Genomic DNA, 26,076 nt, shown 5'->3' with positions numbered 1-26,076 from the left:
ACCTCTTTGCTTTTTGACGATATAAAGATAGCTCAATATTTCAAGAAATGTAAAGCGAGGCGAGGAAAAGGGAGATTTTTTCTACATTTCCCTCTATGCTCACAATTTCGGAATTCCTTCAAGAAAATTCGTTCCCTGCGATTTCGCTTTTTGAAAATGCTGATAACGAGGCCATTCACGTCAATGGGGCGTCGGTTCCGCTTGCCTCGATGATGGTTGCGAACCGTTTCTTGAAAAGTCCGCAGAACATTCTGGTGATTGCGAAAGATTACCGCAGTGCCGAAGTCTGGGTAGAGAATCTCGAAAGTATGGTGGGCGAGGAGTTTGTTCGCTTTTTCCCGTCGCTCGGCTTGAAACCCTACGAAATCAAGGTGCCGTTCGAGGGTGTGCTTGAAGAACGTCTGAAGTTCTTCCGCGATGTTTCGCATACTGAAAAGCCGTTTGTTGTCGTTTGTCCGCTTGATGCGTTCTTGATGAAACTCCCGGAGCCGGGCGAAATTATGCGTCAGGTGCGTTCGCTCCGCGTGGGCGACCAACTGGAGCCTTCGTCTTTGCGCCCGTGGTTCTTGGACCATGGCTTTGTAGAACAGCCGATGGTGAGCGGCGTGGGCGAGTTTTCGATTCGCGGTTGCATTGTCGATGTGAACTGCTTGCTTTATCCGCACCCGATTCGTATTGAATTTTATGGCGACGAGATTGAATCTATCCGAGCGTTCGATATTTTCTCGCAGCGTTCGCTGGAGCAGATGACGCATATCGAGTTCTTCCCGATGGGGGAATTTACGGTGCCGGAATCGGTGATGGCGGGCGAGGAATGTTCCAAAGAATCGCTGTGGTGGCATCGTCCGAATCACCAGCGCTTGGTGGCAAGCCTCCTGGATTACATGCCACGTGCGTCGCTTGTATTCGAGGAACTTTCGTTGCTTTCGGAAACGGCTTCAAAGATGTATGGTGCATTCCGCGGTGCTTATGACGAAGCCCGAGTGACAGATGCAGGGATATCTCCGCCGAACGAACTTTGGTTCAAGATTGGTGAGCTTTCACGTTTGTTTGTAGGTCGTGCATCGCTTGACATGACTCGTGTCAAGGTGGATGACGGCAACTGGCACGAAATGCACATGCGTCCGCAAGATTTTACCTCGAATGGTACGGATGCGGTTGCAAAAGAAATTGAGGAATTTTACGACAAGGGCGGTCGCGTTTATGTGATGGCGCAGACGCTTGGCGGCGTGAACCGCTTGCGTGAAATTTTTGATGGCTTGCCGGTCGAAGATTATTTTATCGGAAACTTGAGCGAAGGCTTTTGGCTCGAAGACGATAATGTGGCGTTTCTCACGGAATCGAGAATTCTAAACCGCCATGCGAACAAGGCTCGTAAGCACAAGATTGCGGGCTCGGTGACGAATGCGTTGATGGTGGAATCGCTGAATCGCGGTGACCTGGTGGCGCACGAAGACCACGGTATTGGTCGCTACTTGGGGCTTGTCCGCGTGGAAGTCAACGGTGGTATGGTCGATTGCGCATTGCTGGAATACGATGGCGGCGACCGCTTGAAGTTCCCCGTGTCGGACTTGCAAAAGATTGAACGCCTCGACCGCTCGGACGATGTGGAAACGAAACTCGACCGCCTCGGCAGCAAGACTTGGGAAAACATCAAGAAGCGCGTCAAGGAAAAGGTCATCAAGATTGCGCGAGACCTTGTGGAACTTTATGCGAAACGCGAACTCGTCGAAGGTTTCGGTTTCCCGCCCGATGGCAACATGCAGAAGGAATTCGAGGAATCGTTCGAATACGATCCGACGCCAGACCAGCTCCGCGCTACGGCCGACATCAAGCGCGATATGGAAAGCCGTCGCCCGATGGACCGCCTCATTTGCGGTGACGTGGGCTTTGGAAAAACCGAAGTTGCCATGCGTGCGGCGTTCAAGTGTGTGGCCTCCAACAAGCAGGTCGCTATTCTCGTGCCGACAACGATTCTTGCGGCGCAGCATTACGAAAACTTCTGCGAACGCTTTGCCGCTTATCCGGTCAACATCGCCTTGATGAACCGCTACAAGAGCGCCAAAGAAAAGAAGGAAATCTTCAAGCAAATTGCAGACGGTTCCGTGAACATCGTCATCGGAACGCATGCGCTGTTATCGAACAAGAGCGAATTCAAGGATCTCGGACTTTTGATTATTGACGAAGAACAAAAGTTCGGCGTGAAGCAAAAGGAAAAATTGCGCCAGCTCCGCCTTGCTGTAGATACGCTCAGCATGAGTGCCACGCCGATTCCGCGATCGCTGCACTTGAGCATGACGGGCGTTCGCGATATTTCGCTCATCAATACGCCGCCCATCAATCGCTTGCCGGTCGAAACCAAGCTGATGCAGCGCGATGACGAAGTCTTGAAGAACGCCATTCTCGATGAACTCGCTCGTGGCGGCCAGGTGTTTGTGGTGAATGACCGCGTGCAAACGATTACGAAGCTCGCCGAAGATATCGAAGCGATGGCTTCCGAAGCGAAAGTCGCTGTGGCCCATGGTCAGATGGAAGATCACGAGCTTGAATGTGTGATGGACGCTTTCCTTTCGCGCAAGTTCGATATTCTCGTGAGCACAAGCATCATCGAATCGGGCTTGGACGTGCCGAACGCGAACACGATTATCATCATGAACGCGCACCATTTTGGCATTAGCCAGCTTTACCAGATGCGTGGCCGCGTGGGCCGTAGCAGCGTCTTGGCAAAGGCGTTCCTTGTCATTCCGCAGCGCGGTGAAATCTCGCAGGAATCCATGCGCCGCCTCAAGGCTTTGGAGCAGTTTACTGACCTCGGTAGCGGTTACCAGCTTGCGATGCGCGACCTTGAAATTCGCGGTGCGGGCAACTTGCTCGGTCAAGAACAACATGGTTTTATTGCCGAAGTCGGCTTTGAAACGTATGTGCGCTTGGTGCGTGAAGCGGTCGAAATGCTGCGCGGTGGCGCTTTTGAAAAGCCAATTCAGCCGCGTGTGGAAATCGGCGTGGATGCGTACCTCCCCGAAGATTACGTGGAAGACGGGCTTACGAGAATCTCGTTGTACCAGCGCATTGCTCGCATTACATCGCAGGCGGATGTACAGAACATCGAAAGCGAATTGCAGGACCGCTTTGGCCCAGTGCCGACACCGGCAAAGATGCTTTTGCTCGTGACCGAACTTGGACTTTTGGCGGGCCGCTTGCGCATCCAGGGGCTTGCGCTCCGCAAGGGTGTCATTGTTGCGACATTTGCAGAAACGCCGTCGCCGGACCCGCGCGTGCTTGGCGAAATCAGCAGCCTTTGCACATGCTGTATGCGTTATTTGGGAATGTCGCCGTTACAGGCTGTTTTCGAGGTCGGGCGCGGGACTCCCGTGGAAATGGCAAAAAAAACGCTCGACGTGTTCCGAGCGTTCGCAAATATTCAAGTTCAGGCGGCAACCGTCAGGTCGGCGGATCCGTTACTCACGGCACTTGGCGTAGGCGAACCGAACTGATTCCAGGCGACCTTCAAGTTCTTCAAGAAGTTCCGCAGGTTCTAGGAACGATTCATCGGCGTCAGTCTCGAAGAACACGTTGCTTTCGGGAATGAGCTTGATAGCGGCTGCGGTTGATTTTTTGCGGAAACTATCTTCGTGCAGTGAAAAGAGCGCTCCATAGGGGAGGGCTTTTTTCACAAAATTTGCATCCCCGCCAAAACGGTGGAAAATCGGGCGTGGTGCTTCTCGTGACGGCGCATCTTGTCCTTGCGAAACCTTAAAACCAGCTTCTTCCAGAAGTTTCAACATGTGCATATAGTCCCCAACGCAGTGTATTTGCAAATCCCGCTTGAGTTCTAAAGCAAGTCCGGCCTGCACCAAAAAAATCTGGTCTTGGGTGCCGTCGTTATAGCCCGGATAGCGCTTGTCGATGCCCGCTTCGCCAACCATGGCGAGCGGATCCTCTTCGAGGTGTTTTCGTAAATCCGCAAGCATTTTTTCCGTTACTTGCGTTGCAATCATGGGGTGTAACCCGTATGTCACCTTAAAAGGCTTGAATTCTGTCGAAAATTCCTTTTTCAGCTGGGCTACTTCTTCCCATTCCCAGGGTTCACAAGAAACCGCAATAAAGTCGTAATTGCGGTCTAATAGCAACTGCGTAAGTTGCTTTTTTTGGGGTAATCGAGCCAAATGAATGTGAAAATCGAACATAATAGCCCCCTATGCCTTTAAAATACAAAGAATTTAAAGAAAAACAAAATTATTTGCTTGTTTTTTGGGGCAAAAAAGCCTAGTTTAAGTTTGTTGGTGCGCCAACCCAAGTTTTTTGATCACCTCATTAAAGGAGTCGCTATGCGCGATTTACTCGAAAAAGCTCTGAATAAAGGATTGACTGTCTGCTTTACATCTGAAAATGGCTTTGATGTCATTCGAATTTCTTCCGGTAACGAAGTCGTTGCAAGTTGCAGCCTTGGATCGAATAGCTTCCGTGCTTCGGTCGAAGATTCCCTCCAGGCGCTTTTGCTCGACTTGGAACGCAAAGGCTTCTAGTTGTGGGCGCGGTCGCCTAGGCGACTTTTTAGCTGAGAGCTCGCAACCTTCGTTTGCTTTTGGCTTTATATGAAAAAATCCTGCGATGTTCTCGCAGGATTTTTTGTATAAACAAAAGAACCAAGCAGTCTTCAGTGAGCAAAAAGCCCTCGGTATTAACCGAGGGCGATTGCGAGAGCGAGGTCCTGACGGAGTCTTGGTTAGCGAAAGGACCGAGCGGTCTCCTTAGTTTATACGACCCACCAAGTTGCCGGAGAGCATAAAGTCCTTGGTTGCACCGTAGCTGTGATAGCCAGCAGAGAGAGAGAAGCGGTCTGTAAGAGCCTTTTCGACATAGATTGCGCCGAGAAGAGCTCTGACATGCTTCGGATTGCCTTCAAAGTAACCGTGCTTTCTGCGGTTGCTGAGGCATTCTGCTTCGAGAATGACGCGGTCAACGGTCTTGAAGTTGAATTCAACGCCAAGCGTAAACGGAACAGCGAGGTCGTCAGAAATATCCAAGAGAGCGGCTTCACCGAATGCCGTAAAGAAGTTCGGGATAATCGGTGCACGAACCTTCAAAGATGCGTTGTGCTTGATCTTGGCGTCGCTATCGTGAACTTTGTCGAAAACGTTGCTGCGGTAGCCGAGCTGGAATTCGAGAAGTTCGAGGCTCGGGAGGTCGTGGAAGTTGAACACGAGGCGGAGGTCACCCTTGTTGAGGTGGGTAGACTTGCTGATAAAGGAAAGGGCGATGTCCATGTTTTCAGTCGGGACGAAACCGAATTCAAACTGGTTTTCCGGATCCTGCGTAGAAAGGAAGCCGTTCAGGTAACCATCGATGTAGCCACCGAAGTAATCGCCGTTCTTATCTGTATTGTCCCAGCGACCGACCTTGAAACTGAACCAGTTGTTGCCCTGGTAAGCCCATGCTTCATCGAGTGTGAAGTAATCTTCGGCAGCGCCAGTTTCACCCTTTGCATTGTCGTCCCTCAAATCGGTCGGATAGAAAGCAACAGCAAGTTTGCCCTTGAAGTTGTTCGTTTCGGCGAGGATAGCGAGGTTGGCTTTACCGTTCCAAGTTTCGAGGTTATCCGAATTTTCATCGCTTTCAGATGTCCAGAAAACCTTGCCTGCTTCGAGTTCGAAGTCTGCGTTGATGTCGAAATCAATTTCGTTTACAGTGAATACTGCGTTTTCGATCATCTTCTTTTTCTTACGACCTGCGGTGGAGGCTGGTTCCGTTGCGGCCGGTTCAGACGTTGCTTCTACAGCAGTTGAAACCTGGACTGCCGGAGCTGCTTCCTGAGCCTTGGCTTCTGCAACAGGTTCTGCCGGGGCCTTGACTTCGGCAACCGGAGCGGCTTCAGTCTTTGCGGCTTCGGCCTTGGCTTCTACAGCCTTGTTTGCTTCTTGAGCTTTAGCATCGGCGGCCTGAGCTTGTTCTGCAACAGCAGCTTCTGCCTTGACTTCGGCAGCGGCGGCTTCAGTCTTTGCGGCTTCGGCCTTAGCTTCTACAGCCTTGTTTGTTTCTTGTGCTTTAGCATCGGCGGCCTGAGCCTTTTCTGCTACAGCAGCTTTGGCTTCGGTCTTTGCATCAGCGGCTTCAGCCTTGGCTGCTTCTGTTGCCTTTGCGGCTTCCTGAGCCTTGGTGTCCGCTGCGGCGGCGGTAGCCTTGGCGTTGTCTGCAGCCTTTTCGACCTTGGCCTTTGCCTTAGCCTTCTTCTTTGTTGTTGCAGTCTTTGCCTTGGTTACAGCAGTCTTTGCTTCTACTGCCGGCTTTTCGGTTACAGCCTTTACATCTTCTGCACTGGGTGCTGCAAATACGGATGCTGCGAGCAAGCAAGTTGCAAGAAACATTTTCTTCATTTGGATCTCCTTGGTATAAATCCGGGTTTAAATACTCGATTAAATGTTAGTAAAAAAATCTTAATCTTTTTTTTACTACATATAAAGCCCCCAATAATCTAATTTAAATATCCAAAAGAGGTGATTGTTTTGAAAAAAATTTTGTTGGCGGTGTTGGTTGTTTTAACGGCGAGTGCGTTCGCCCAAATGAAAATTAATGTCTATAAGAAAATTGATGGGAATATAGACGAAAATCGTCCTCTCGGATATTTGATGTCTTCGGATGCCATCAAGGAACTCCCGATTCCGAAGGACAGAATTGAACATGAAAGCTTTGTAGATGTTCAAGAAAAGGTGCGCGGGAAAAACGGAAAATACAAGACCGTTACCAAAAAGCAAAGGGTTGTCACTTACGAAGAAGTGGAACCAAAGGCTCCGCCACGTTATGTACCGGTGAATTGCAAGTTTGGCGATGTGTGGGTCAAGCGCTCGGAACTGGACCGCTTTATGCAGGAATATGCAGACTTGAGCGGAGAATATGTCTCTGAAACGGGACGCGTTGTGCTCAAGAGTTCGCCGAGCAATGCTAGCCGCTTTAACATTATCGTGCAAAACGGCAAGGACGATAACGTCGCCGAAATCGAAATGGGCAACCTCGAAAAGAAAAACATTAATGGCCATGCACGTTTTGTCTACAAAGAAGAAGGATGTGCCGTGGGTGTGGATGTGTTTAACCGCGTAGTGCGTGTGGCCCAGCATGGCTGCGAATCTTATAATGCCGGTGAATATACGCTTGCGGGTAACTATCCGACGTTCAAGGGCAACAATCGCATCGTCGAAACGTTTAATTTAGATTCCTATAGTTTCTCTTATCCGAAATATCTCTGGTGTGCGAGCGGTTATGACACATGCGAACCGCTGAAAGATGAACACGGTATTGTGAACATCACCTGGAGCAAGGATGGTCATGGGACGATTGAACGCAAGGCGGGGAGTACGGTGCATACGTACCGCGCCATGGAACGCGTAATTCCGCACAAGCGCGACTACTTTATGGGCGAAAAGCCGATTGCCATCAAGACCAAGCGCACCGACATGAGCGGTGAATGGATGAACTGGTATTTCTATCCGCGCGCAGGCCGCTTCAAGATGATGCGTTCTGGGCAGCGCCACGATGCCGCTTACATGGAAATTTACGAACCGGTCAAAGAAGATGATTAAGTCGATTGATCAAAGCCGCATTTTGTTTTTGGATTCGGGGCCACTCGTTAGGCTTTTGCAGATGCACCCGGACTATTACCCGATTGTTTCGGGAGTGCTCGATGGCGTGTACGAGAACAATGTGCAGGTCTTGGTTTCGTCTGTGACTTTGTTTGAAATTTGCAAGAAGGCGTATGGAGCAAACGATGGTGTGCTGGCAAGGCAGTACCGCGAATTTTTCGAGAAGTCTGCGAACGTGCGCCTTTGCGAAGTTAATGCCGATGTGTCGCTCAAGGCGGCAGAACTTTATGCAGCCGCAGCTCGTACGAACCACAAGCTGACCGAGGCGGAATCTTTGCGCTTGGCGACTGCTTTTGTGAACGGCGCCGACTGCATCCTCACGGAATGTGCAAACTTCCGCGACGATACCGATGCGCTCGTGGTAACGCTCGACGAAATTTAGGCTACGGGGTATGGGCTCGCACCTTTAGTGCTTTGAGCACGCTTCGCTTTGATCAAAAGAAGGACTGTTTTTAAAGATATCTTTCGTCTTTCGTCTCTTGTCTTTCGTCTAAAAAACTATCTTTTCCGCGTAAAATTTATTGGAGTTTAACATGTCTAATTACTGTCCTGTTATTGGTCTCGAAATCCATTGCCAGCTCGCCACTAAGACAAAGATGTTCTGTGGCTGCGAAATTGAAGTGAACACAAGCCCGAACAAGCACGTTTGCCCTGTTTGCCTCGGTATGCCGGGTGCCATGCCGGTGCCGAATAAGAAGGCTGTGGAATACGCTATTCGCTTGGGCCTCGCTCTCAATTGCGAAATTGATTTGAACGCCATGTGGACTCGTAAGAACTACTTCTACCCGGACCTTCCGAAGGGTTACCAGATCACGCAGACGGGTGGACTTCCGGTGTATGACCATCCGATTTGCAAGAACGGCTGGCTCGAAATCGTGAAGGCCGATGGCACCAAGAAGCGCGTGGGCATTACCCGTATCCACATGGAAGAAGACGCCGGTAAGCTCATCCACGACATGAGCCCGTCCCAAAGCCATTTTGACGCCAACCGCTGCGGTACGCCGCTTTGCGAAATCGTGACTGAACCGGACATCCGTAGCCCGGAAGAAGCCGTGCTCGTCTTGAAGAAGATCAAGCAGACGCTTGAATACACACGCGTTTCTAACGCCAACATGGAAAACGGCAACATGCGCTGCGACGGTAACATTTCTCTCCGTGCATCTGAAGACGCTCCGTTCGGTATCCGTGCTGAAATCAAGAACTTGAACAGCTTCACGAACCTCGAAAAGGCTCTCTACTGCGAAATGAACCTCCAGGCATCGACGCTCGATGCAGGCAAGGAAGTTGAACAGTGCACCAAGCGTTATGATCCCAACGCCGACAAGACGATTGTGATTCGCTCCAAGGAAGATGCTCACGACTACAAGTACTTCCCGGAACCGGATATGGTCCGCCTCGTGACTGACCCTGCTTTCGTTGAAGAAATCCGCCGCACCCTTCCGGAACTGCCGGATGCACGCCGCGAACGCTTCATGAATGACTTCGGCGTTTCTGAATATGACGCTCAGGTGCTGACCGAAGACCGCGATGTGAGCGAATGGTACGACACCGCCGCCAAGAACTGCAAGAACGGCAAGGTGCTTGCGAACTGGGTCATCACGGAACTCCTCGCCAAGCTCAAGGACGTGGAAGGCGGTCTCTCCGCTCTCAAGATCAAGCCGGAACAGCTTTGCACACTCGTGAACCTCATTGCAGACAACACCATCAATGGTAAAATTGCAAAGACCGTGTTTGCCGAAATGTTCGAAACGGGCAAAGATCCTGAAGTCATCGTGAAGGAAAAGGGCCTCGTGCAGGTGACCGACACCGCCGCTATCGAAGCTGTGGTCCGCGAAGTCTGCGCCGCTAACGCCGCTCAGTTCGCTGAATTCAAGGCAGGCAAGGTCGCACTCAAGGGCTTCCTCGTGGGTATGACAATGCGCAAGTCCGGCGGCAAGGCTAACCCGGGTCTCGTGAACCAGATTCTCGACAAGCTCGCTAAGGAAGGCTAGTTTAGACGAGAGACGAAAGAGTGTTTTTTTCGAATTCGAGAAAGCGTCATTGCGAGCCCAAGGTCACTGAGCGTAGTCGAAGTGGGGGCGTGGCAAACCACGGCAGTTTGTTGCTCGTGGTTTTGTTTGCACTCTTTCTTTCTTTCCCGACCTCTGCCATTGCAAAGATGGACCGTTCGGACAGTTCCTATGTCAGCACGTTGAACATGACCGAAGAGCAAAAGGAAAAGGTCTTCGGTGTTGATTCTGCGACTCTCGCCAAAGGCCCGACCTTGCAGGAACTTAACGAAGAAAATCCGACTTACGTCAAGCGTGATTATGACCATAGGCAACAGGTCGTTGTTGGCAGCGTAGTGATGTTCTGCGTTGCCCTCGCGATGGTCCTGATGAACAATTACAACCCGAAGAGATAAGTTTAAACCTACAACAAAGTGCCGCTGGCACGCCGAAATCAATATGAACTATACAGAAGAAGCAAAACAGAATTTCAACGACCTCTCCAAGAACCCGTATCCGGGCCGTGGCATCGTGCTTGGCACAAGCGCCGATGGCAAGTCCTACGTGCAGGTTTACTGGATCATGGGCCGCAGCGTGAACAGCCGCAACCGCGTGTTTGAAATCGAAGCCGATACAGGTTTTATGAAGACCAAGGCTTTCGATGAATCCAAGCTCACAGACCCGCACCTCATCATTTACTATCCGGCTCGCCACACGAAAGACGTGCAGATCATCACGAACGGCGACCAGACGGACACGATTTACAACGCCATCAAGCTTGGTGGTACGTTCGAAAGCGCTCTCCGCACTCGCCAGTACGAAGACGATGCTCCGAACTTCACGCCGCGTATTTCCGGTATTCATTACAAGAATGCTGAACCGGCTATTTACAAGCTCTCCATCCTCAAGAGCCGTAACAACAGCGAAGACGCTGGCTGCGAACGCATGACGTTTGAATTCGAAAAGGCTCTCCCGGGTCTTGGTCACTTCATCAGCACGTATGAAACTGATGGCAAGCCGATTCCGTCTTTCAACGGTTTTCCGAAACTCATGCCGATTTTCAATACTGCTGAAGAAACGCTCAAGGCTTACTGGGACGCTCTCAATGCAGACAACAAGGTCTCCTTGATGGTCAAGTGGATTGATCGCGAAACCTTCGAAGCTAAGACGATTATCGTGAATAAGAACGTTTAGTTGATTGCGCGCCTTGAGCGCGCATCTTACTTCTCAATGACCTGCCCCAGAATCTGGTGCAGGCGTTTTTTATTCCCGAAGCCATCGGGATTTTCGATGTAGTAGAAAATTTGTTTGATGAGTGCGCTCGTGTTAAAATCGTACGATGCAATGCGCAACAAGTAGCTTTCGGCGGAGTTGTCGAATCCGAGCACGTTCGGGTCGGTTTTGTCGCCCGGCAATGTGCAATCGCCGTCATCGCTTATTTCGTAAAAGAGTCCCGCGACTTCATCGTTCACGCAGACCCAGCAGTTGCAATCTTCGGGCACATTCTTGGCGAATTGTAAAAGTTTTTTCTTCACGAGATTACGGGCGTATGATTCGACGGAAAATCTCGAAACTCTCTGTCTTGCGATTTCCTTGTAGTCCCACGGGCTTGCAAATTCGTCATCGGTAAATGCAATGACTTCTAGCCCCGAATTCATGAGGCCTGTCAAGCGGTCCTTGGACCAGGAACTGTTATGGTACGGCGAGAAATAACAGACCTTCTTGAAGCCTTTTTGCAACAGGTATTTGCCGAGCTGCTGGCCTGGAATTTCTCCGAATGTCGAGTTGAAAAACGCCCAGTTGTTCTTGCTCAAGAATCTCGGCGGGATGTTCTGCAGCGGGTGTTCCCACCACACGGAAACGGGGTATTTTACGCCGTAAAATAGCTGCAAAAGCGCATGTGGATTCTGCACCAAGAGCGTCGATAGCACCGCGCCAATGGCGTTCGGGTAATCTGTCAGGTGACAGACTTTTCCGCTGCGGTCGATGAGTTTGCCGCTTTCTTCGTTGATTCCGAGCAGAATGAGCTTGAAATGCTGTTCACCGGCAGTCTGGTAAACGAGACGCAAAAAGTCGAGTTCACGTTCGCTTTCTGCGGTAAAGCCGCCCCACGAATTGCATCGCGTGACGAACAAAATCTCGCTGAAATTCTTGACCGTCTTTGTCTTGAGCGGGGAGGCGAATGCGTACAAGCGCCCACGACGCACGAGAATTCCCTGATTCACTTTGTGGATCAGGAACTTGCGGAGAATCGTCTGCGACACGTTATAGCGGTCGGAAAGTTCCTTCGCAAGCGGCAAATTCCTATTCGGGTCGAGGAATCCCTTTTCCCAGTCCGTTGAAAATTCTCGTTCAAGGCGTTCGAGCACGGTTTCGCGATGAACCGTCTTCGAAAGCATTTGCGCAAGATCATTGGCGTCCGGAGCCTTGCCCCAGAAGAATCCCTTGCCGCGGATGCTGTAAATGAGCCCTTCTTCAGAGAGTTGCTTGAGTACGCCCTGAATGGTTCCCGACGAGACTCCAAACGTTTTCATCAGCTTGCGTACAGACGGGAGCATTTCCCCGTCTTTCAGCTCTTGCTGCAAAATCGCTTGTTTGATCTCATCACGCATATTCTATGCCATGTTACGGGCTGCAATCCATTCGCGAACGGCGCGTTCAGCACGTTCGGCAAGAATCTCTTTCTTGTTCTTTTTCTTCAAGCCTTCGTGATGGGGGAGGAGGCCGAAGTTGAAATTCATCGGCTGGAAATCCTCGTTCTCTTCGACAAGGCGGTTCATCAAGGAGCCGATGCAGCTTTCATCTGGGAGCGGGTCAGAATGCCCGTGCAAAATCGTCTGGGCCATATTCCAAGCGGCGTACCAACCAGTTGCCACAGCTTCGGTATAACCTTCAGAACCCGTAATCTGGCCAGCAAACCACGTAGGCGGAATGTCCTTGGCGCAATCGAGTTTCGGACGCAAGCGGAGCGTCTTATCAAGGAACTTCGGCGATTCGATGAACGTGTTGCGGTGCATGCAGCCGAGGCGTGCAAATTTTGCATTGCGCAGTGCCGGCACCATGGTGAAGATTTCCTTTTGCGTGCCCCACTTGAGGCGCGTCTGGAAACCGACCATGTTGAACAAAGTCTTCTGCTTGTTTTCGGCACGGAGCTGGATCACGGCATACCACAGATGTCCGTTGTTTCCAAGCCCAAGCCCAATCGGGCGCATGGGCCCGTGGCGTAACGTTTCGTAGCCACGACGCGCCATTTCTTCGACCGGCAGGCAACCTTCAAAAAGTTCACGCTTTTCGAACGGGCGCGGTTCGGTTGCTTCTGCTTCGCAGAGCTTATTCACAAATTCAGTATAAGTTTCTTTATCGAGCGGGCAGTTGATAAAGTCTGCCGTTTCGCCCTTTTCCCAGCGGTTCATGTAGAACGCATGGTCAAAGTCAATGCTGTCTGTCTCGACGACAGGAGCAATCGCATCAAAGAAGTGCAGACGATTACTGCCAAGACGCTTAAAAATATCGTCGGCGAGAGCATCACTTGCCAAAGGCCCTGCGGCAACAAGCGTCGGGCAATCGCCTTCAAGGCTTGTCACTTCTTCGCGGTGCAGCGTGATGTTCGGAAATTCTGCAATCTTCTTTTCGACAAGTTCACTAAAAATGTCGCGGTTCACCGTCAAGGAATCACCTGCTGGCACTGCCGCTTCGCGCGCGCAATCCAGGAGGAAACTTCCGAGCAGAGTGAGTTCCGCTTTTAAAAGGCCGTGGGCACTGGTAATGCCTAAAGCCTTGAAACTGTTAGAACAGACGAGTTGGGCGAGGTGTCCATCCCTGTGGGCGGGCGTCTGCCTGTTGGGGCGCATTTCGTACAAATCCACCTGAAAACCACGGCTCGCTAATTGTAAAGCCGCTTCGCAGCCTGCAAGACCGCCACCAATAACACGTACTCGTTCGTTCATTTTAATTCACCACAATTTTCCGGTAACTCTTCGCGTTTCCGATCCAGAGCTTGACCAACAATTCTTCGAGGGATGCCGTACTTACGCATTCCGGGTCCGCATCCTGAATTTCGTCCGAAATAAGATTCGCCTGAGTCAAGTTCAGCATGCCGTAGTACAAAGCCTCAAGTAACTGAGACAAAAACTCGGGCGAAACCTTAGCAACAGACTCCATGTCGTTCAACGGCGGGAGCTGCGTCTTATCCGGCTGGAACTGATCCAGGTTATCCATAGTCCACATGTCGGTCGCCTTGCTCATTTCGGGCGAGGGCGCAATACCGCTAAGCTTGGAACGGTAATCGTTCCATTCCTTGGCGGTCGTTTTCCCGGCCTTGCGGACAGACTTCAAGAAGGAGAGAACTGCGTAATACAGGTCCTTCTCCCTTTGGTTTGATTCTTTTTGAGATACTGGAATCATTCTTACCTTATAATGAATTAGTGGCGGAAGTGGCGCATTCCGGTGAACACCATCGCAATGCCGAACTTGTCTGCAGATTCGATGGAGAGGTCATCCTTCTTGGAACCACCCGGCTGAACAATGTAACGGACGCCAGCATCATGAGCGGCTTCGACGTTGTCCGGGAACGGGAAGAATGCGTCAGAACCCATAACGACTTCGCCGAAGACCTTCTTTTCGAGAGCCTTGAGGCCTGCTTCGTTGATGAGCTTGCCGTTTTCATCGAAGAATTCCTTTGCTTCCGGGAGGCGAGCAACGTTGTCGCGGACGCGCGGCTGGCAAAGGCGGAGGTTCGAGTCAATGCGGTTCGGCTGACCCGGGCCAAGACCCATCACCTGGAAGTAACCCGGCTTGTATTCGTAGCACATCACGATAGCGTTAGACTTTGTATGCTTGGTGACGAGCCAAGTGAAGCGGGCGAGGTCTTCCTTGTTCTTCGGGAACTGAGCCTTCGTCACGCATTCAAACTTTTCCCAAGTACCGATGTCGCGGTCCTGGACGAGCATACCGCCAATCACGTGCTTGTAAACCTTGCAAGGCGTCGCCTTCTTGATTTCGCCAACTTCGAGGAGGCGAATGTCCTTGGACTTGTTCTTGAGGAATTCGAGAGCGTCGTCATCGAAAGCCGGAGCGAGCAAAATTTCAACGAACTTGCCCTTGAGGAATTCGGCAGTCTTCAAATCGACCTTGCGGGTCACTGCAATCACAGAACCGAAAGCGGACACCGGGTCACCAGCCCAAGCGGCTTCGAGAGCTTCGCGGAGCGTTTCGCCCGTAGCAAGACCGCACGGATTCATGTGCTTCACAATCACGACAGCATTGCCGTCGCTGAATTCGCGAGCCATTTCGAGGGCGGCGTCAGCATCGACGATGTTGTTGAAAGAAAGTTCCTTGCCCCAAAGCTGCTTGGCAGAAGCGAGGTTTGCTTCGGTGCAGGTCGGGTCGCGGTAGAATACAGCGGACTGGTGGGAGTTTTCACCGTAGCGCATCGGCTGCGGGTCAACGAATTTCAAAACGAGTTCTTCGGACATATCATTTCCTTTGTGGATTTTTCCGATGAAAATATAGAAAAAAGCCCACGCACGGTGGGCTCAAAAAACTAATAACCAATGACTATTGACCAACGACTGCTGGCTAACAATTAGAACAAACTAGCAGGCGGATTGTTGTCGTCCAATCCCGGCAAGTCCGGATTCTGCGGAATGTTGGCGAGCGGGTCTTCCGGTTCAACGATCAGGTTGTAATAGACATTATTCTTGAGCTCGTCTTCGATGTAGAAGAGCGTGCCGCCCATAGCGCTGCCGCATCCGGCGCATGCGCCTTGATAGCGGATTTGCAAACGGTTGTCGTCCGTCAAGTCGAGAATCTGCACATCGCCACCATCGCCTTGGAGTGTTCCGCGGACGGTCTGGTGGAGCCATGCTTCAATCTTTTCGATCTTTTGAGCCTTGGTGAGCGCATTCCATTCGGCATCAGCTTCGGCACGTCCTTCAGCGGTTTGCGTGCGGTACTTGATGCGTTCCATCTTCTCGCGAACGATGATTGCTGTAGCCTTCTTTTCTGGATAGACGAGCTGAATCTTCGAAATGAGCGTGTTCATCTGCTTTATTTCTACGGCGTCCTCCGGGATAGCTCGCACGTTCGGCGTGTCGCGCAGTTCTTCTTCGAGGCTTTCGGCGGTAATCTTGCAAGCGTTATCAATCGTCGCCATCTGGATTTTGCGGCAGAACGAATCGGCAAGGGCTGTAAAGAGCGGCCCGCCGTACGTAAAGAATCTCGTTTCCAGAATCTTGTCGCATTCCGGGTCAATCATCAAGTAGACCTTAAGGCTCGCTTCTTTCACATCGACGAGGGCGAGGCCTTTTTCATCAGCTTCAATCTGGAAAATAGCCCCGCGGTACTTGGGAGCCTTAGCAATATCTTGTAACTTTTGAGAAAATTTTGCGCTTTGTTCTTCGTTCATGAGCGCTAATTTAGAAATTTATAACGTTTTTGGGGAGGATTTTTCTAAAACCTTCTAATTTTATAGGTTTGCTCCAGGTTGTAATAATTTTATTTCATTTTTATGTTTTTTATATTATTTTTATTTTTAAACATTAACAAGGAGTATCCCATGAAAAAGATGTTTCTCGCCACATTAACGGCACTTGCATTATGCAGCTACAGCTATGCACAAGATGACGAATACGAAGATGAGGCTCCAAGCCGCGTCGAAAAAGCACCTTCAGTTGTTGAAGATGAGGATGAAGCTCCTGTCGTTAAAAAAGCTGAATCGAAAAAAGCAGTTAAGAATACAGCATCCTCCGAAAATCCTTTCTTTGGTATCGGTCTTGATGTAACCGGACTGATGTCTAGAAATTACGCCATCAATTTCTCCTTCATGCTCAATCCGGACATGATGTTGACTGCTATTTTCGGTTTCCAGCACCAAGGTGAAACAACCGTTTCGTCTGGAGGAACTGATACTAAAATGCAAGACAACACGACAACGCTTGCCGTGGGTGCCGCGTTCGACTATTTCGTCGCAAGAAAGTTCATTCCGTTTTCAATTGGCGGGGAATTTGTTTTCAACAGTCTGCCTGATGATGTTGTAATGGGAATGTTCACAGAAAGCAATGCTCGTCTAGACTTTGGCGTGATGGCTGGTATACATGGGGCAATTACACCAAATTTGATCTTGTCTGGAAAATTGGGATTTGAATTCAACTACTACTTCGGCGACATCAACGATGTTGACGACTTGGGAGATCCGATTACCGGTGACTATGGACACATGGATTTCGGTCTTGCTTACAAGATTAACTTGACTTGGTTTGCGTTCTAGTCCACAAAAATATTGAAAACTTAAAAGGCATCGACTAAACGTCGATGCCTTTTAAGTTAAGCCCATTTTTTATTAAGCTTGGCGCTCTTCGAGCGCGAGCTTTGCTAGGCCTTGATAATCGTGTCCTTGGCAAGGACGACAATACCGGATTCGGTCACGTGGAAGAGTTGCTTGTCGCGTTCCAGGTCGTAACCAATCTGGAAACCGGCCGGAATATGCAAGCCCTTTTCAACGATAGCGCGGCGTACCTTGGCACCCGGGCCAATCGTCACGTTCGGGAAGAGGATAGATTCTTCGACGAGTGCGTCCTTCTGGATGGTAACACCCGGCGAAAGAATACTCTTCACAACAGTACCGCCACCGATAATGCAGCCTGCAGAAACGATGGAATCGACGGCTGCGCCCTGATGGCTTTCGTTGTCGCCCGCAAAGAAACGTGCAGGCGGCTGGTTCCAGTTGTACGTACGGATCGGCCAGTAGTTGTTGTAAAGGTCGAACGGCGGATTTTCGGAGCAAAGGTCCATGTTTGCTTCGAAGAATGCATCAAGCGTACCCACATCGCGCCAGTAACCCTTCGTAGAAGCCTTTTCGCCACGCACGATGTTCGTGTTGAAGTCGTAAACATACACCGGGTATTCCTTGTACAAGCGCGGAATGATGTGCTTGCCAAAGTCCGTTGCACCGTCGTTTGCGCCCTTCAAGAGTTCGCGCACGAGGAACTTGCTTGTGAAGAGGTAGTTACCCATGCTGGCGAGGCACCAACCCGGACGGTTCGGCATCTGCTTCGGTTCCTTCGGCTTTTCTTCGAAACCGATCATGCGGTTGTCCGCGTCAATTTCGATAATACCGAATTCACGAGCTTCTTCGACCGGCACCGGAATAGCAGCAATCGTGAGGAGGGCTGCACGGCTCAGGTGGAAATCAATCATCTGGTTGATGTCCATCTTGTAAATGTGGTCGCCACCGAAAATAGCCACGAGGTCCGGGCGTTCGTCGGTAATCAAGTTGATGTTTTGGAAAATAGCATCGGCAGTACCGCGGTACCATTCGTCACCCGTACGCATCTGGGCGGGTACGAGGTCCACATACTGGTCCAAACTTGCATTCAGGCTCCAGGCGGCAGAAATGTGCTTGTTCAACGAATCGCTCTTGAACTGCGTCAAAACCTTGATCTTGAAAATGCCGGAGTTGATGAAGTTGTTAAGAACAAAGTCGATAATGCGGTAGGTTCCGCCAAAGTGTACGGCGGGTTTTGCACGGTCGCGGGTGAGGGGCTGTAGACGGCTCCCTTGTCCACCAGCCATGATCATGCAAAGAATATTCTTTTGATGCTCTCTTGAGTAAGACCAGCTCATGAAATTCCTCTGTAAATTCAATTTTGTAATAGCCGTCCATAAAATACTTTTTTTTTTGCAAAAAACCTTATTTTTTTGAATTTTTGTTAAAAAAAACATACCCCGCCATTAGCTGACGAGGTATTTCAAAAAAAATGTAAACCTGTAAAAGATTCGATTTTTACTGACTATCCTTGATGCAACGAACAGAAAGAGCGTTTTCCATGTAATTTATGCCCTCTTCAAAGGCTCCGTTGCCATATTCAAGCTGTCGACTGTAGGCTTTTTTGAGTTTCTGCTTTTTATCTTTGCTAGAAGTCCAAAAAACAGCTTTTTCTTTTTGCATCACAAATTCGCCCTGATTTGAAACATGCCCACCGGGTAGAGCTGCAAAACCGAACTCATCCGTTCCACTGTTGATGATTTCGTATTCGTCTAGATAATAGGCTTCTCCGGTCTTTTGGTCATAGACTTTCTTCTTTTTTTTCTTGATTTTCCAATCATCTTTAGATCTTAAAGCGTTGCCGGCCTTTTTCTTCGAATTTGCATCGACGTATTCCTCTAGCTCACGCCATTCTCCGCGAGAGGGGAGGTGCCAGCCTTCGGGGCAAGCGTTCATTGCCTTTTTCCAAGTGTATAGGCGTCCGTACAGCTTGCAATTCTCTTTTTTGTAGTCGTAGCACCACGAGCCTTCCATATGAAGGTTCAGGTTTTCAGCCATCCAGGTCTGTTTTCCTATTTGAACTGTTTTATATGTTTTGTTGTCTCGAGGATCTTTAAATGTTCCGCTCTTTTCAGGGGCTGCAACGGATAAGGAAATTAGTCCCATTACGCAAAAAAACATGATACTTTTTTTCATCATTTTCCCCTCCGTTATTGAGAATTTTTTTTTTAAGACACTTTTAAAATATATCGCAAAAGAGAAAAAGTCAATAAATCCTTAAAATTTCTATGACAAATTAGAATATATGCACACGGCAGTAATTTCAAAAAAAACGCCCTAAATAATTGTAAATCTGTCCAGATGTGCAGGTCTGCCGTGCGTTAGAAGATAAAATCGTTCTTGAAAGGGTGGTGCCCGCTTACTTCGACTTCGCTCAGCACAGGCTCCGGCGGGCATGACAGGTTTAATGTTTAGGTTGAATCTTTCCATTTTCTTCCTACTGCCTACTTCCTACCGCCTACTAATCGCTAAAATTCATTGACCAACACCCATTTTTTTTGCTATCTTGTAGCGCGTTCGAAATATCTCGAAATCTAACACGTTAAACCAATAGGAGCTCATAATGAGTCTTACTCTTAACGATATCAAGCACCCGAAAATCAGTACTTGGGTGAATGAAATGATTGCCATGTGCGAACCGGACAACGTCGTCGTCGTTGATGGTTCTCAGGAAGAATATGATGCCCTCATGCAGAAGTGCGTCAAGGCTGGCCTCGCAACGAAGCTTGCTAAGAAGGAAAACTGCTACTTGTTCCGTTCTCTTCCGTCTGACGTGGCTCGCGTCGAATCCCGTACGTTCATCTCCTCCGTCAAGGAAGAAGATGCAGGTCCGACCAACCACTGGATCGACCCGTCTGAACTCAAGCAGACGATGCGTAAGCTCTACAAGGGTTGTATGCACGGCCGTACCATGTACGTGATCCCGTTCTGCATGGGCCCGCTCGGCTCCCCGATTTCCAAGAACGGTATCGAAGTCACTGACTCCGAATACGTCGTTCTCAACATGGACATCATGACTCGCGCTGGCAAGAAGGTTCTCGATATCTTCAACGCTGACGTGAACGCTGAATTCGTTCCGTGCCTCCACTCCGTTGGTAAGCCGCTCCGCGAATGCGAAAGCGACAACGGCATCTGGCCGTGCGCTGACGTTGAATACAAGTACATCACGCAGTTCCCGGAAGAACGCCTCATTTGGTCCTACGGTTCCGGTTACGGTGGAAACGCCCTCCTCGGCAAGAAGTGCTTTGCTCTCCGCATTGCTACCGTTCTCGCTCGCGACGAAGGCTGGCTCGCTGAACACATGCTCATCCTCAAGCTCACCAACCCGAAGGGCGAAGTCAAGTACGTGACTGGCGCATTCCCGTCTGCTTGCGGTAAGACGAACCTCGCCATGCTCATCCCGACTATCCCGGGCTGGAAGGTCGAAACCATCGGTGACGACATTGCATGGATGAAGTTTGGCAAGGATGGCCGTCTCTATGCTATCAACCCGGAAGCTGGCTTCTTCGGCGTTGCCCCGGGTACTTCTGCAGAATCCAACAAGAACGCTCTTGTTTCTGCTGAAAAGAACACGATCTACACGAACTGCGCTCTCACTGAAGACGGCGACGTGTGGTGGGAAGGCATCGGCTACCCGGCTAAGGGCAAGCTCGTTGACTGGAAGGGCAAGACCCGTGACGCTCTCCCGAAGGACAAGGCTCCTAAGGGTGAAGAAATGGCTCACCCGAACGCTCGCTTCACCGCTCCGGCTAAGCAGTGCCCGTGCATTGCTAAGGAATGGGAAGATCCGGCAGGCGTGCCTATCTCTGCAATCCTCTTCGGTGGCCGTCGTCCGTCCACCATTCCTCTGGTCCACCAGTCCCTCAGCTGGAACCACGGCGTGTTCCTCGGCTCCATCGTTGGTTCCGAAATCACTGCTGCCTCTACGATTGACGCCTCTCAGGTCGGTAAGATCCGTCGCGACCCGTTCGCAATCCTCCCGTTCTGCGGCTACAACATGGGTGACTACTTCAAGCACTGGATCGAAATCGGTCAGAAGTCCACTGAAGACAAGCTTCCGAAGATCTTCTACGTGAACTGGTTCCGCAAGGATGCCAACAACGAAAAGCTTCCGGGTGGCTTCATGTGGCCGGGTTACGGCGACAACAGCCGCGTGCTCGCTTGGATCTTCGACCGCTGCAACGGTGTTGACAACGCTGTCGAAACTCCGATCGGTTACATGCCGAAGGAAGGCGCCATCAATACTGATGGTCTCGCTGACTACTATAAGGAAACTCTCCCGCAGATCACGAAGGTTGACGTGGAAGGCTGGAAGAAGGAACTCGCTGACGTTAAGGAAAACCACTATCCGAAGTTCGGCAAGCACCTCCCGAAGGAACTCTCTGAAATCATCGACATGATCCAGGATCGTCTTAATAAGGCTTAATGGGTTTGTGCTCGTCAGAGCGCAACGCATAATCCTTTAAAAATACCCTTGCGATGAAAGTCGCAAGGGTGTTTTTGTATATAAAGAAAGTGCCGCGGCTTATCATCGCGGCACTTTGAGTATGTTATTGGTTATGAATTTATTCTACATATTTCTTGATGAGGCGAACCATCAAATCGGCTAGCTTTTCCACTTCGTAGTCACCCACGGATGCTTCGATGTGCTCGTTGCCGATACCACTGTCATTTGTGAGGAATACGTATGTGCCGCCCGTCGCAAGTTCAAAGAATCTCAGCATAAATTCAGTGTCCTTGTCCACGCCGCTTGCTGCCACCGGAATAATCTTGATGCCGTTTTGGGCAAAAAGTGAAATGGACTTCTGGAGACTTTCGATGACATCGTCCTTGTGATGCGCAGGAGCATCAAGAATCAAGAAGGCAATACGTGCGCGAGCCGATTCATTCCAGGAAAGCTCTTGCAAAGCATCTTCGAGTGCGCTGTGGACAGCTTCGGGATAGTCGCCACCACCCATTGCTTGTTGCTTAGATACAAATTCCTGAGTCGTGGAAACGTTATCCGAGAAATCATCATGGCGGGTGAGGTAATCGTCTTTTTCGTCGCGGTAGAACAATGCTGCCGTGCGCAAAGCAACTTTATTGCCCGAACTAGCGTGATCGATAATGTAATTCAGGTCGGAAATAAGGAATCGAATTTCATCGGTCATGGAGCCCGTGGCGTCCACGATGAATGCTATATCAGCCTTTGCGGCGGCAGGCTTGGCGTCATCACTTACAACAACGTTGAAGTTGACTTTCTCATCGCCCTGCAATGTGAACTGGAGCGGTTCCTTATAGCTTGCGCCATTGACGTTAAGCGAATAATCTGAGGCTACGATATCGCTATCATCATCAGCAAAGAGGCTTTGCCAGCAGTAAGCAAACCCGGCGTTATCCGTCTTTGTGGAGAACAGCACGGTGCCACCCTTAAGAAGTTCCACGGGAACATTTGCAACGGCGGTGTTATTGCCATCGACAACTTGTACGGCCACGAGATTCTTGGGATAGAACTTCCAGTAGCTTGTTTTATCGTAATACTTGTTTTCGTTAAGGAGGTTACTCCAGAACTTCCAATTGTTGAGGTCGTTCCATTCACCTGCCGTGAGCAGACCCGAAGTTCTGTTGTTCGAACCACCTGCGCCACCCATGACATCAACAGCAACGCCACCTTTTGAGGTTTCACCACCACCGAAACCACCACCTTCGTAACTGTCATAGCTATCTAAAATGACATAATCACGATCTCCGACGGAGGGGACATCTGCGAAATTTGCAGCGCTGCTTTTGGGCGAGTCGCTTGAAGAACTTTCAATAGTCGATTCAATACTAGAGCTTGAGGGTGTTTCGTCAATGCCTGCGGTACTCGCAATATCCGCTCCGTTATCGTCGCTACAAGCGGCACTCAATAGCGAAAACGCAATAATCGCCAACCATTTCTTTTTCATTTGAAAGCCTCCTTCTTCTTTTTTACAGCTTAAATATAATTCATATACGCAACAAAAATGTGTAAATTTTTTAAATATCGAAGTTTTTATTAACGAAAATGTTAAAATATTTGCTATATGCAACAAAGCGTTTTATATAGCGTTTTTTAAAGAACTCGTCAAAAAAAACATTGGCCATGGTGATGTTAATAAAAAATAACAAAAGAATTGACTTTTTCAGAGAAACTGGAAAGACGACGATTGCCTTAAGCGCAAATAAAGACGGCGAGGTAGAGATTGTTGTTAAGGATGCCGGCAAGCATCTAGTGTCTTTCCTGACAACAGCCGGTAATAAGCTGACTCAAGAAATCGATGTAGTAACAGGAAAACTCAAAGAAATTATAGGACAGATGAATGAAAAAGATATTCGTGATAGTCTGAAAAAAACAAGTTCGGCTTCAGCAAAAGCCAAAAGTTCGGCTAGTAAAAAAATTATTCGTTCATCATCATCAACAAAAGTGAATACAAAATATCCGAGTAGTATTCACGGACGTTGGGAGGTCACAAAAGAAGTTTACATCCATAAAATTACGAATCGTGATTTATGCTATAAAACGTTCGGTGGTGATGGCGATGACAGCTTTGCAAAAGAAGAATGCCGTGATTATGAAAAAGAGGATGATTACTGCGTTGGAAACGCTATGAATGTTTATTCCGACGGCGCAATTGATTATTTAGCTGGTAAAAAACAGACGTCATTCCACTACACCTATGATAAAACGAAAGGCATACTTTCTTATACGGATGTAGATGGCGAAACATATTCAATACAGGCTTCATCGAATGGCAAAACCATGATTATGGAAACAGTAACAGATGCGGGCTATATGAAGATCACACACAGACTGACATTTACGAAAATTACAGACGATATCGAATAGGGGATAACGAGCCCTGCAATAATTCGAGTTTGACACTTAGTTTGCGCGTATTTGAACGAATCTTGTATGGAACCCATTACAGGTGCAGTGCCTGTGAGCCATAGGCAAGAAATTATCGATGCGTTTGAAAAATCCCCTGCTGGGACTGTTTTACCGCTGCAAATCAACGCGGGCGGGCTTGGTTTGAACATTCAGGCCGCCAATGTGGTCATCTTGTGCGAACCGCAGCTGAAGCCGAGTGCCGAAATGCAGGCGATTTCTCGCGCATACCGAATGGGTCAGGTTCGAAATGTGCTTGTGTACAGGCTTTTGATGCTTGATTCGATTGACGAGAAAATCAACACTCTGCTCAAATTCAAAAAGCAAGTCTTTAATACGTTTGCCGATAAGTCTCTGTCCGGGACGCAGGATTTGGAAATCAGTCCTGATGAAATCAAGAATCTATTCAAGAAAAAAGTTGAGCGAATCCGTGCCGCGCAAGGGAACATTCCGACAGACAAAAGTCTTATTGCAGAAAACGAGTGGCTTGGAAAAGAAACGAATGAAGAAATAAATGAATTTTGCTATCGGGAACATGATCCGGTTTTGATAACGCCGGATTTTATGCGGAAAACCAGCGAACGCTGAGCTCAATGTGATGCTTAGAGATTGTGATTGCTAAAATTGGGTATAACGCCATAAAGCTATTGTCATTTTATCAAGACAAATTCGATTTTAGCCTTATATAAAGTGAATTTTTCAACTTACTTTAAAGAAAGTATGGGACAAAAAGGAGGCTTTATGACGTATTCAATGAAGAGATTTTCTCTTTTTGCGGGTTCCATCGCATTTTTGAGCACTCTAGCCTGTGCTGCAACGATAAACGTTGACATGGGCAAGGAATACCAACGCATCAGCGGCTTTGGTGCCGCATCGGCATGGGCAGGGTCCATCACCGACAAGAACGCGGCCTTCCTTTGGGATTCCACTAGCGGCGCGGGACTTACGCTGCATCGCATCCGCATTGCTCCGGACGGTTCCACCTCCGAAACAAGTATCGCCAAAAAGGCGAGTGAATACGGTGTCAAAGTTTGGGCGGCCCCATGGACATCTAAATACACTGTCAATTACGATGGCGACAAAAAGCACCTAGATTTCAATCACGCCCAAGACTGGGCCAACACCATCTTGAAGTTTACGCAAGATATGCGTAAAGCTGGAGTCAACCTGTACGCGATTTCGTCGCAAAATGAGCCCGACGGCACCGGCGATAACCACTACGAACCCGATGAATTGGCACGTTGGGTTGGCGACTACCTTGGCCCCACCCTCGATACCACGGGTATCAAAATCATTGGCACCGAAGCCATCAACTGGTACGGATTCCCCAATTACAAAAAAGCCTTCTTCAACAATCCCGCCGCTCTGAAATATACGGACATTTTTGGAACGCACGAATATGGCGGGGACCCGGCAGCTTACCCTGAAATTCACGAGGCTGGCAAAGAATTCTGGGAAACCGAAGTCTATGATCTTGGAAGCAACAGGGAAGACGTAGGCATGGGAAGCGCGCTCCGCGTTGCAGGCGTAATCCACGATGCCCTTACTATTGCGAACATGAACGCCTGGCATTTTTGGTGGATTTATTCCTGCAGCGAACCCAGCTGCGGCAACGGAGCGCTTTGGCCGCAAGGACAAGGCAACCCCGATAACGTGGAGCCTACCAAGCGACTTTGGGTCATGGGAAACTACAGCCGCTTTGCACGACCCGGCGCGAGGAGAATCGATGCTACCAAGAATCCCGAAAGAGATGTAAAGGTCACCGCCTACCGCGACTCCCTCAAGACGAAAATCGCAGTCGTCATTCTCAATTCCAAGAACGAGGAATTCAAGGCGGACTTTGATTTCGGAAGCACAAAAATTGGAAGCTTCAAGCCTTACGTCACCGACGACAATAGCAACCTCAAGGAAGGGAACGAAGTCAAGGTCGATGGCACAAAATGCAGTTACAGCGCCCCGGCTCGCAGCGCAACGACCGTCGAATTCATTCTGTGGCAGGAGCCCAAGGTGGAACCGCCCAAGGATTCAACAGAAGCAATTTCCTTCGGGAGAATTTCTGTTCCCCGAGTTCTTCAAAACACATATAAAGTGTTTAGTCCGATTGGTGCGTTTATCGGCGAATTCCAAGCTGGAGATGTTAGCGAGCTCCGCAATACCCTGGCTGGAGTCGGCTTAGGTCGCGGTGTCTATGTGGTCAAACACGGCAATGCAAAGACGCAACGAGTGGTGTTGAGATAAGTAAAA

At 49.5% G+C, this 26,076-nt stretch carries 22 protein-coding genes; 12 read left to right on the top strand and 10 right to left on the bottom strand.

Translation table 11 applies throughout. From position 1 onward, the window contains the following. Positions 1-95 precede the first annotated feature (95 nt). The gene (gene mfd / locus B7991_RS04315; protein ID WP_088629743.1) at positions 96-3,494 is read left to right on the top strand and encodes a transcription-repair coupling factor; all 3,399 of its coding nucleotides are present in this window, start codon (positions 96-98) and stop codon (positions 3,492-3,494) included. Here the strand turns inward: mfd and B7991_RS04310 are convergent. After that, positions 3,459-4,187, bottom strand: coding sequence for a TatD family hydrolase (locus B7991_RS04310; RefSeq protein ID WP_088629742.1), 729 nt, complete (start codon positions 4,185-4,187; stop codon positions 3,459-3,461). The genes mfd and B7991_RS04310 overlap by 36 nt on opposite strands. A gap of 141 nt (positions 4,188-4,328) precedes the next feature. Between B7991_RS04310 and B7991_RS04305 the strand changes: the two genes are divergently transcribed. Then, positions 4,329-4,526 carry a hypothetical protein gene (locus tag B7991_RS04305; protein WP_088629741.1) on the top strand — a complete coding sequence of 66 codons (198 nt, stop codon included), beginning with the start codon at positions 4,329-4,331 and terminating at the stop codon, positions 4,524-4,526. Positions 4,527-4,751: 225 nt separating this feature from the next. Here the strand turns inward: B7991_RS04305 and B7991_RS04300 are convergent, their stop codons facing one another. Then, positions 4,752-6,374, bottom strand: coding sequence for a hypothetical protein (locus tag B7991_RS04300; RefSeq protein ID WP_088629740.1), 1,623 nt, complete (start codon positions 6,372-6,374; stop codon positions 4,752-4,754). Positions 6,375-6,503: 129 nt separating this feature from the next. Here B7991_RS04300 and B7991_RS04295 point away from each other — a divergent pair, with 129 nt between their 5' ends. From B7991_RS04295 to B7991_RS04275, 5 genes are all read left to right on the top strand, one after another. Beyond that, positions 6,504-7,574, top strand: coding sequence for a hypothetical protein (locus tag B7991_RS04295; protein WP_088629767.1), 1,071 nt, complete (start codon positions 6,504-6,506; stop codon positions 7,572-7,574). Continuing rightward, the gene (locus B7991_RS04290) at positions 7,567-8,016 is read left to right on the top strand and encodes a hypothetical protein (RefSeq protein ID WP_088629739.1); all 450 of its coding nucleotides are present in this window, start codon (positions 7,567-7,569) and stop codon (positions 8,014-8,016) included. The genes B7991_RS04295 and B7991_RS04290 overlap by 8 nt, the downstream gene beginning before the upstream one ends. A gap of 151 nt (positions 8,017-8,167) precedes the next feature. After that, positions 8,168-9,625: an Asp-tRNA(Asn)/Glu-tRNA(Gln) amidotransferase subunit GatB gene (gene gatB, locus B7991_RS04285; RefSeq protein ID WP_088629738.1), complete on the top strand. Its 1,458-nt coding sequence runs from the start codon at positions 8,168-8,170 to the stop codon at positions 9,623-9,625. 89 nt (positions 9,626-9,714) lie between these two features. Beyond that, entirely contained in the window at positions 9,715-10,038 is a 324-nt protein-coding gene (locus B7991_RS04280) for a hypothetical protein (protein WP_254917838.1), read from the top strand. A gap of 43 nt (positions 10,039-10,081) precedes the next feature. Beyond that, a complete protein-coding gene (locus B7991_RS04275) occupies positions 10,082-10,816 on the top strand; it encodes an IMP cyclohydrolase (protein WP_074208352.1) in 735 nt (244 codons plus the stop codon). A gap of 26 nt (positions 10,817-10,842) precedes the next feature. Here B7991_RS04275 and B7991_RS04270 read toward each other — a convergent pair whose 3' ends face one another. From B7991_RS04270 to B7991_RS04250, 5 genes are all read right to left on the bottom strand, one after another. Next, a complete protein-coding gene (locus B7991_RS04270) occupies positions 10,843-12,234 on the bottom strand; it encodes a GntR family transcriptional regulator (protein WP_088629737.1) in 1,392 nt (463 codons plus the stop codon). Between the two features lie 3 nt (positions 12,235-12,237). Next, on the bottom strand, positions 12,238-13,569 hold the full coding sequence (trmFO, locus tag B7991_RS04265) for a methylenetetrahydrofolate--tRNA-(uracil(54)-C(5))-methyltransferase (FADH(2)-oxidizing) TrmFO (RefSeq protein WP_088629736.1): 1,332 nt from the start codon (positions 13,567-13,569) through the stop codon (positions 12,238-12,240). Between the two features lies 1 nt (position 13,570). Continuing rightward, positions 13,571-14,026 carry a hypothetical protein gene (locus tag B7991_RS04260; RefSeq protein ID WP_073424267.1) on the bottom strand — a complete coding sequence of 152 codons (456 nt, stop codon included), beginning with the start codon at positions 14,024-14,026 and terminating at the stop codon, positions 13,571-13,573. 17 nt (positions 14,027-14,043) lie between these two features. Then, positions 14,044-15,096: an IMP cyclohydrolase gene (locus B7991_RS04255; RefSeq protein ID WP_073424266.1), complete on the bottom strand. Its 1,053-nt coding sequence runs from the start codon at positions 15,094-15,096 to the stop codon at positions 14,044-14,046. 110 nt (positions 15,097-15,206) lie between these two features. Beyond that, positions 15,207-16,028 carry a NifU family protein gene (locus tag B7991_RS04250; protein WP_088629735.1) on the bottom strand — a complete coding sequence of 274 codons (822 nt, stop codon included), beginning with the start codon at positions 16,026-16,028 and terminating at the stop codon, positions 15,207-15,209. A gap of 150 nt (positions 16,029-16,178) precedes the next feature. Here B7991_RS04250 and B7991_RS04245 point away from each other — a divergent pair, with 150 nt between their 5' ends. After that, a complete protein-coding gene (locus tag B7991_RS04245; protein WP_088629734.1) occupies positions 16,179-16,889 on the top strand; it encodes a hypothetical protein in 711 nt (236 codons plus the stop codon). Positions 16,890-16,993: 104 nt separating this feature from the next. Here B7991_RS04245 and glgC read toward each other — a convergent pair whose 3' ends face one another. Both glgC and B7991_RS04235 read right to left on the bottom strand, forming a co-directional pair. Continuing rightward, the gene (glgC, locus tag B7991_RS04240) at positions 16,994-18,244 is read right to left on the bottom strand and encodes a glucose-1-phosphate adenylyltransferase (protein ID WP_014544985.1); all 1,251 of its coding nucleotides are present in this window, start codon (positions 18,242-18,244) and stop codon (positions 16,994-16,996) included. 160 nt (positions 18,245-18,404) lie between these two features. Then, complete coding sequence (locus B7991_RS04235; protein WP_159462297.1) at positions 18,405-19,052, bottom strand: fibrobacter succinogenes major paralogous domain-containing protein; 648 nt, start codon at positions 19,050-19,052, stop codon at positions 18,405-18,407. A 457-nt stretch (positions 19,053-19,509) separates the two neighbouring features. Here B7991_RS04235 and B7991_RS04230 point away from each other — a divergent pair, with 457 nt between their 5' ends. Next, positions 19,510-21,372, top strand: coding sequence for a phosphoenolpyruvate carboxykinase (GTP) (locus B7991_RS04230; RefSeq protein ID WP_073424191.1), 1,863 nt, complete (start codon positions 19,510-19,512; stop codon positions 21,370-21,372). Positions 21,373-21,511: 139 nt separating this feature from the next. Here the strand turns inward: B7991_RS04230 and B7991_RS04225 are convergent, their stop codons facing one another. Continuing rightward, positions 21,512-22,873, bottom strand: coding sequence for a hypothetical protein (locus B7991_RS04225; RefSeq protein WP_088629732.1), 1,362 nt, complete (start codon positions 22,871-22,873; stop codon positions 21,512-21,514). A 176-nt stretch (positions 22,874-23,049) separates the two neighbouring features. Between B7991_RS04225 and B7991_RS04220 the strand changes: the two genes are divergently transcribed. From B7991_RS04220 to B7991_RS04210, 3 genes are all read left to right on the top strand, one after another. Next, on the top strand, positions 23,050-23,793 hold the full coding sequence (locus tag B7991_RS04220; RefSeq protein ID WP_088629731.1) for a hypothetical protein: 744 nt from the start codon (positions 23,050-23,052) through the stop codon (positions 23,791-23,793). A gap of 66 nt (positions 23,794-23,859) precedes the next feature. After that, complete coding sequence (locus B7991_RS04215) at positions 23,860-24,420, top strand: C-terminal helicase domain-containing protein (RefSeq protein WP_254917837.1); 561 nt, start codon at positions 23,860-23,862, stop codon at positions 24,418-24,420. Positions 24,421-24,573: 153 nt separating this feature from the next. After that, on the top strand, positions 24,574-26,070 hold the full coding sequence (locus B7991_RS04210; RefSeq protein WP_088629730.1) for a glycoside hydrolase family 30 beta sandwich domain-containing protein: 1,497 nt from the start codon (positions 24,574-24,576) through the stop codon (positions 26,068-26,070). Positions 26,071-26,076: the final 6 nt, after the last annotated feature.

It is taken from the genome of Fibrobacter sp. UWB3 (assembly GCF_002210405.1).
In the GTDB taxonomy this organism is placed as follows: domain Bacteria; phylum Fibrobacterota; class Fibrobacteria; order Fibrobacterales; family Fibrobacteraceae; genus Fibrobacter.
The sequence above is the reverse complement of the archived record's forward strand: the minus strand, read 5'-3'. Positions and strand labels throughout refer to the sequence as shown.

What these genes read in the sequence shown, in the direction of transcription:
- B7991_RS04310 (WP_088629742.1), bottom strand. Translation starts at nt 4,187, where the DNA reads ATGTTCGATTTTCACATTCATTTGGCTCGATTACCCCAAAAAAAGCAA.
- B7991_RS04300 (WP_088629740.1), bottom strand. Translation starts at nt 6,374, where the DNA reads ATGAAGAAAATGTTTCTTGCAACTTGCTTGCTCGCAGCATCCGTATTT.
- B7991_RS04305 (WP_088629741.1), top strand. Translation starts at nt 4,329, where the DNA reads ATGCGCGATTTACTCGAAAAAGCTCTGAATAAAGGATTGACTGTCTGC.
- B7991_RS04275 (WP_074208352.1), top strand. Translation starts at nt 10,082, where the DNA reads ATGAACTATACAGAAGAAGCAAAACAGAATTTCAACGACCTCTCCAAG.
- trmFO (WP_088629736.1), bottom strand. Translation starts at nt 13,569, where the DNA reads ATGAACGAACGAGTACGTGTTATTGGTGGCGGTCTTGCAGGCTGCGAA.
- gatB (WP_088629738.1), top strand. Translation starts at nt 8,168, where the DNA reads ATGTCTAATTACTGTCCTGTTATTGGTCTCGAAATCCATTGCCAGCTC.
- B7991_RS04210 (WP_088629730.1), top strand. Translation starts at nt 24,574, where the DNA reads ATGACGTATTCAATGAAGAGATTTTCTCTTTTTGCGGGTTCCATCGCA.
- B7991_RS04270 (WP_088629737.1), bottom strand. Translation starts at nt 12,234, where the DNA reads ATGCGTGATGAGATCAAACAAGCGATTTTGCAGCAAGAGCTGAAAGAC.
- mfd (WP_088629743.1), top strand. Translation starts at nt 96, where the DNA reads ATGCTCACAATTTCGGAATTCCTTCAAGAAAATTCGTTCCCTGCGATT.
- B7991_RS04235 (WP_159462297.1), bottom strand. Translation starts at nt 19,052, where the DNA reads ATGGGACTAATTTCCTTATCCGTTGCAGCCCCTGAAAAGAGCGGAACA.
- B7991_RS04230 (WP_073424191.1), top strand. Translation starts at nt 19,510, where the DNA reads ATGAGTCTTACTCTTAACGATATCAAGCACCCGAAAATCAGTACTTGG.
- B7991_RS04250 (WP_088629735.1), bottom strand. Translation starts at nt 16,028, where the DNA reads ATGAACGAAGAACAAAGCGCAAAATTTTCTCAAAAGTTACAAGATATT.
- B7991_RS04220 (WP_088629731.1), top strand. Translation starts at nt 23,050, where the DNA reads ATGGTGATGTTAATAAAAAATAACAAAAGAATTGACTTTTTCAGAGAA.
- B7991_RS04255 (WP_073424266.1), bottom strand. Translation starts at nt 15,096, where the DNA reads ATGTCCGAAGAACTCGTTTTGAAATTCGTTGACCCGCAGCCGATGCGC.
- B7991_RS04260 (WP_073424267.1), bottom strand. Translation starts at nt 14,026, where the DNA reads ATGATTCCAGTATCTCAAAAAGAATCAAACCAAAGGGAGAAGGACCTG.
- glgC (WP_014544985.1), bottom strand. Translation starts at nt 18,244, where the DNA reads ATGAGCTGGTCTTACTCAAGAGAGCATCAAAAGAATATTCTTTGCATG.
- B7991_RS04245 (WP_088629734.1), top strand. Translation starts at nt 16,179, where the DNA reads ATGAAAAAGATGTTTCTCGCCACATTAACGGCACTTGCATTATGCAGC.
- B7991_RS04225 (WP_088629732.1), bottom strand. Translation starts at nt 22,873, where the DNA reads ATGAAAAAGAAATGGTTGGCGATTATTGCGTTTTCGCTATTGAGTGCC.
- B7991_RS04215 (WP_254917837.1), top strand. Translation starts at nt 23,860, where the DNA reads ATGGAACCCATTACAGGTGCAGTGCCTGTGAGCCATAGGCAAGAAATT.
- B7991_RS04290 (WP_088629739.1), top strand. Translation starts at nt 7,567, where the DNA reads ATGATTAAGTCGATTGATCAAAGCCGCATTTTGTTTTTGGATTCGGGG.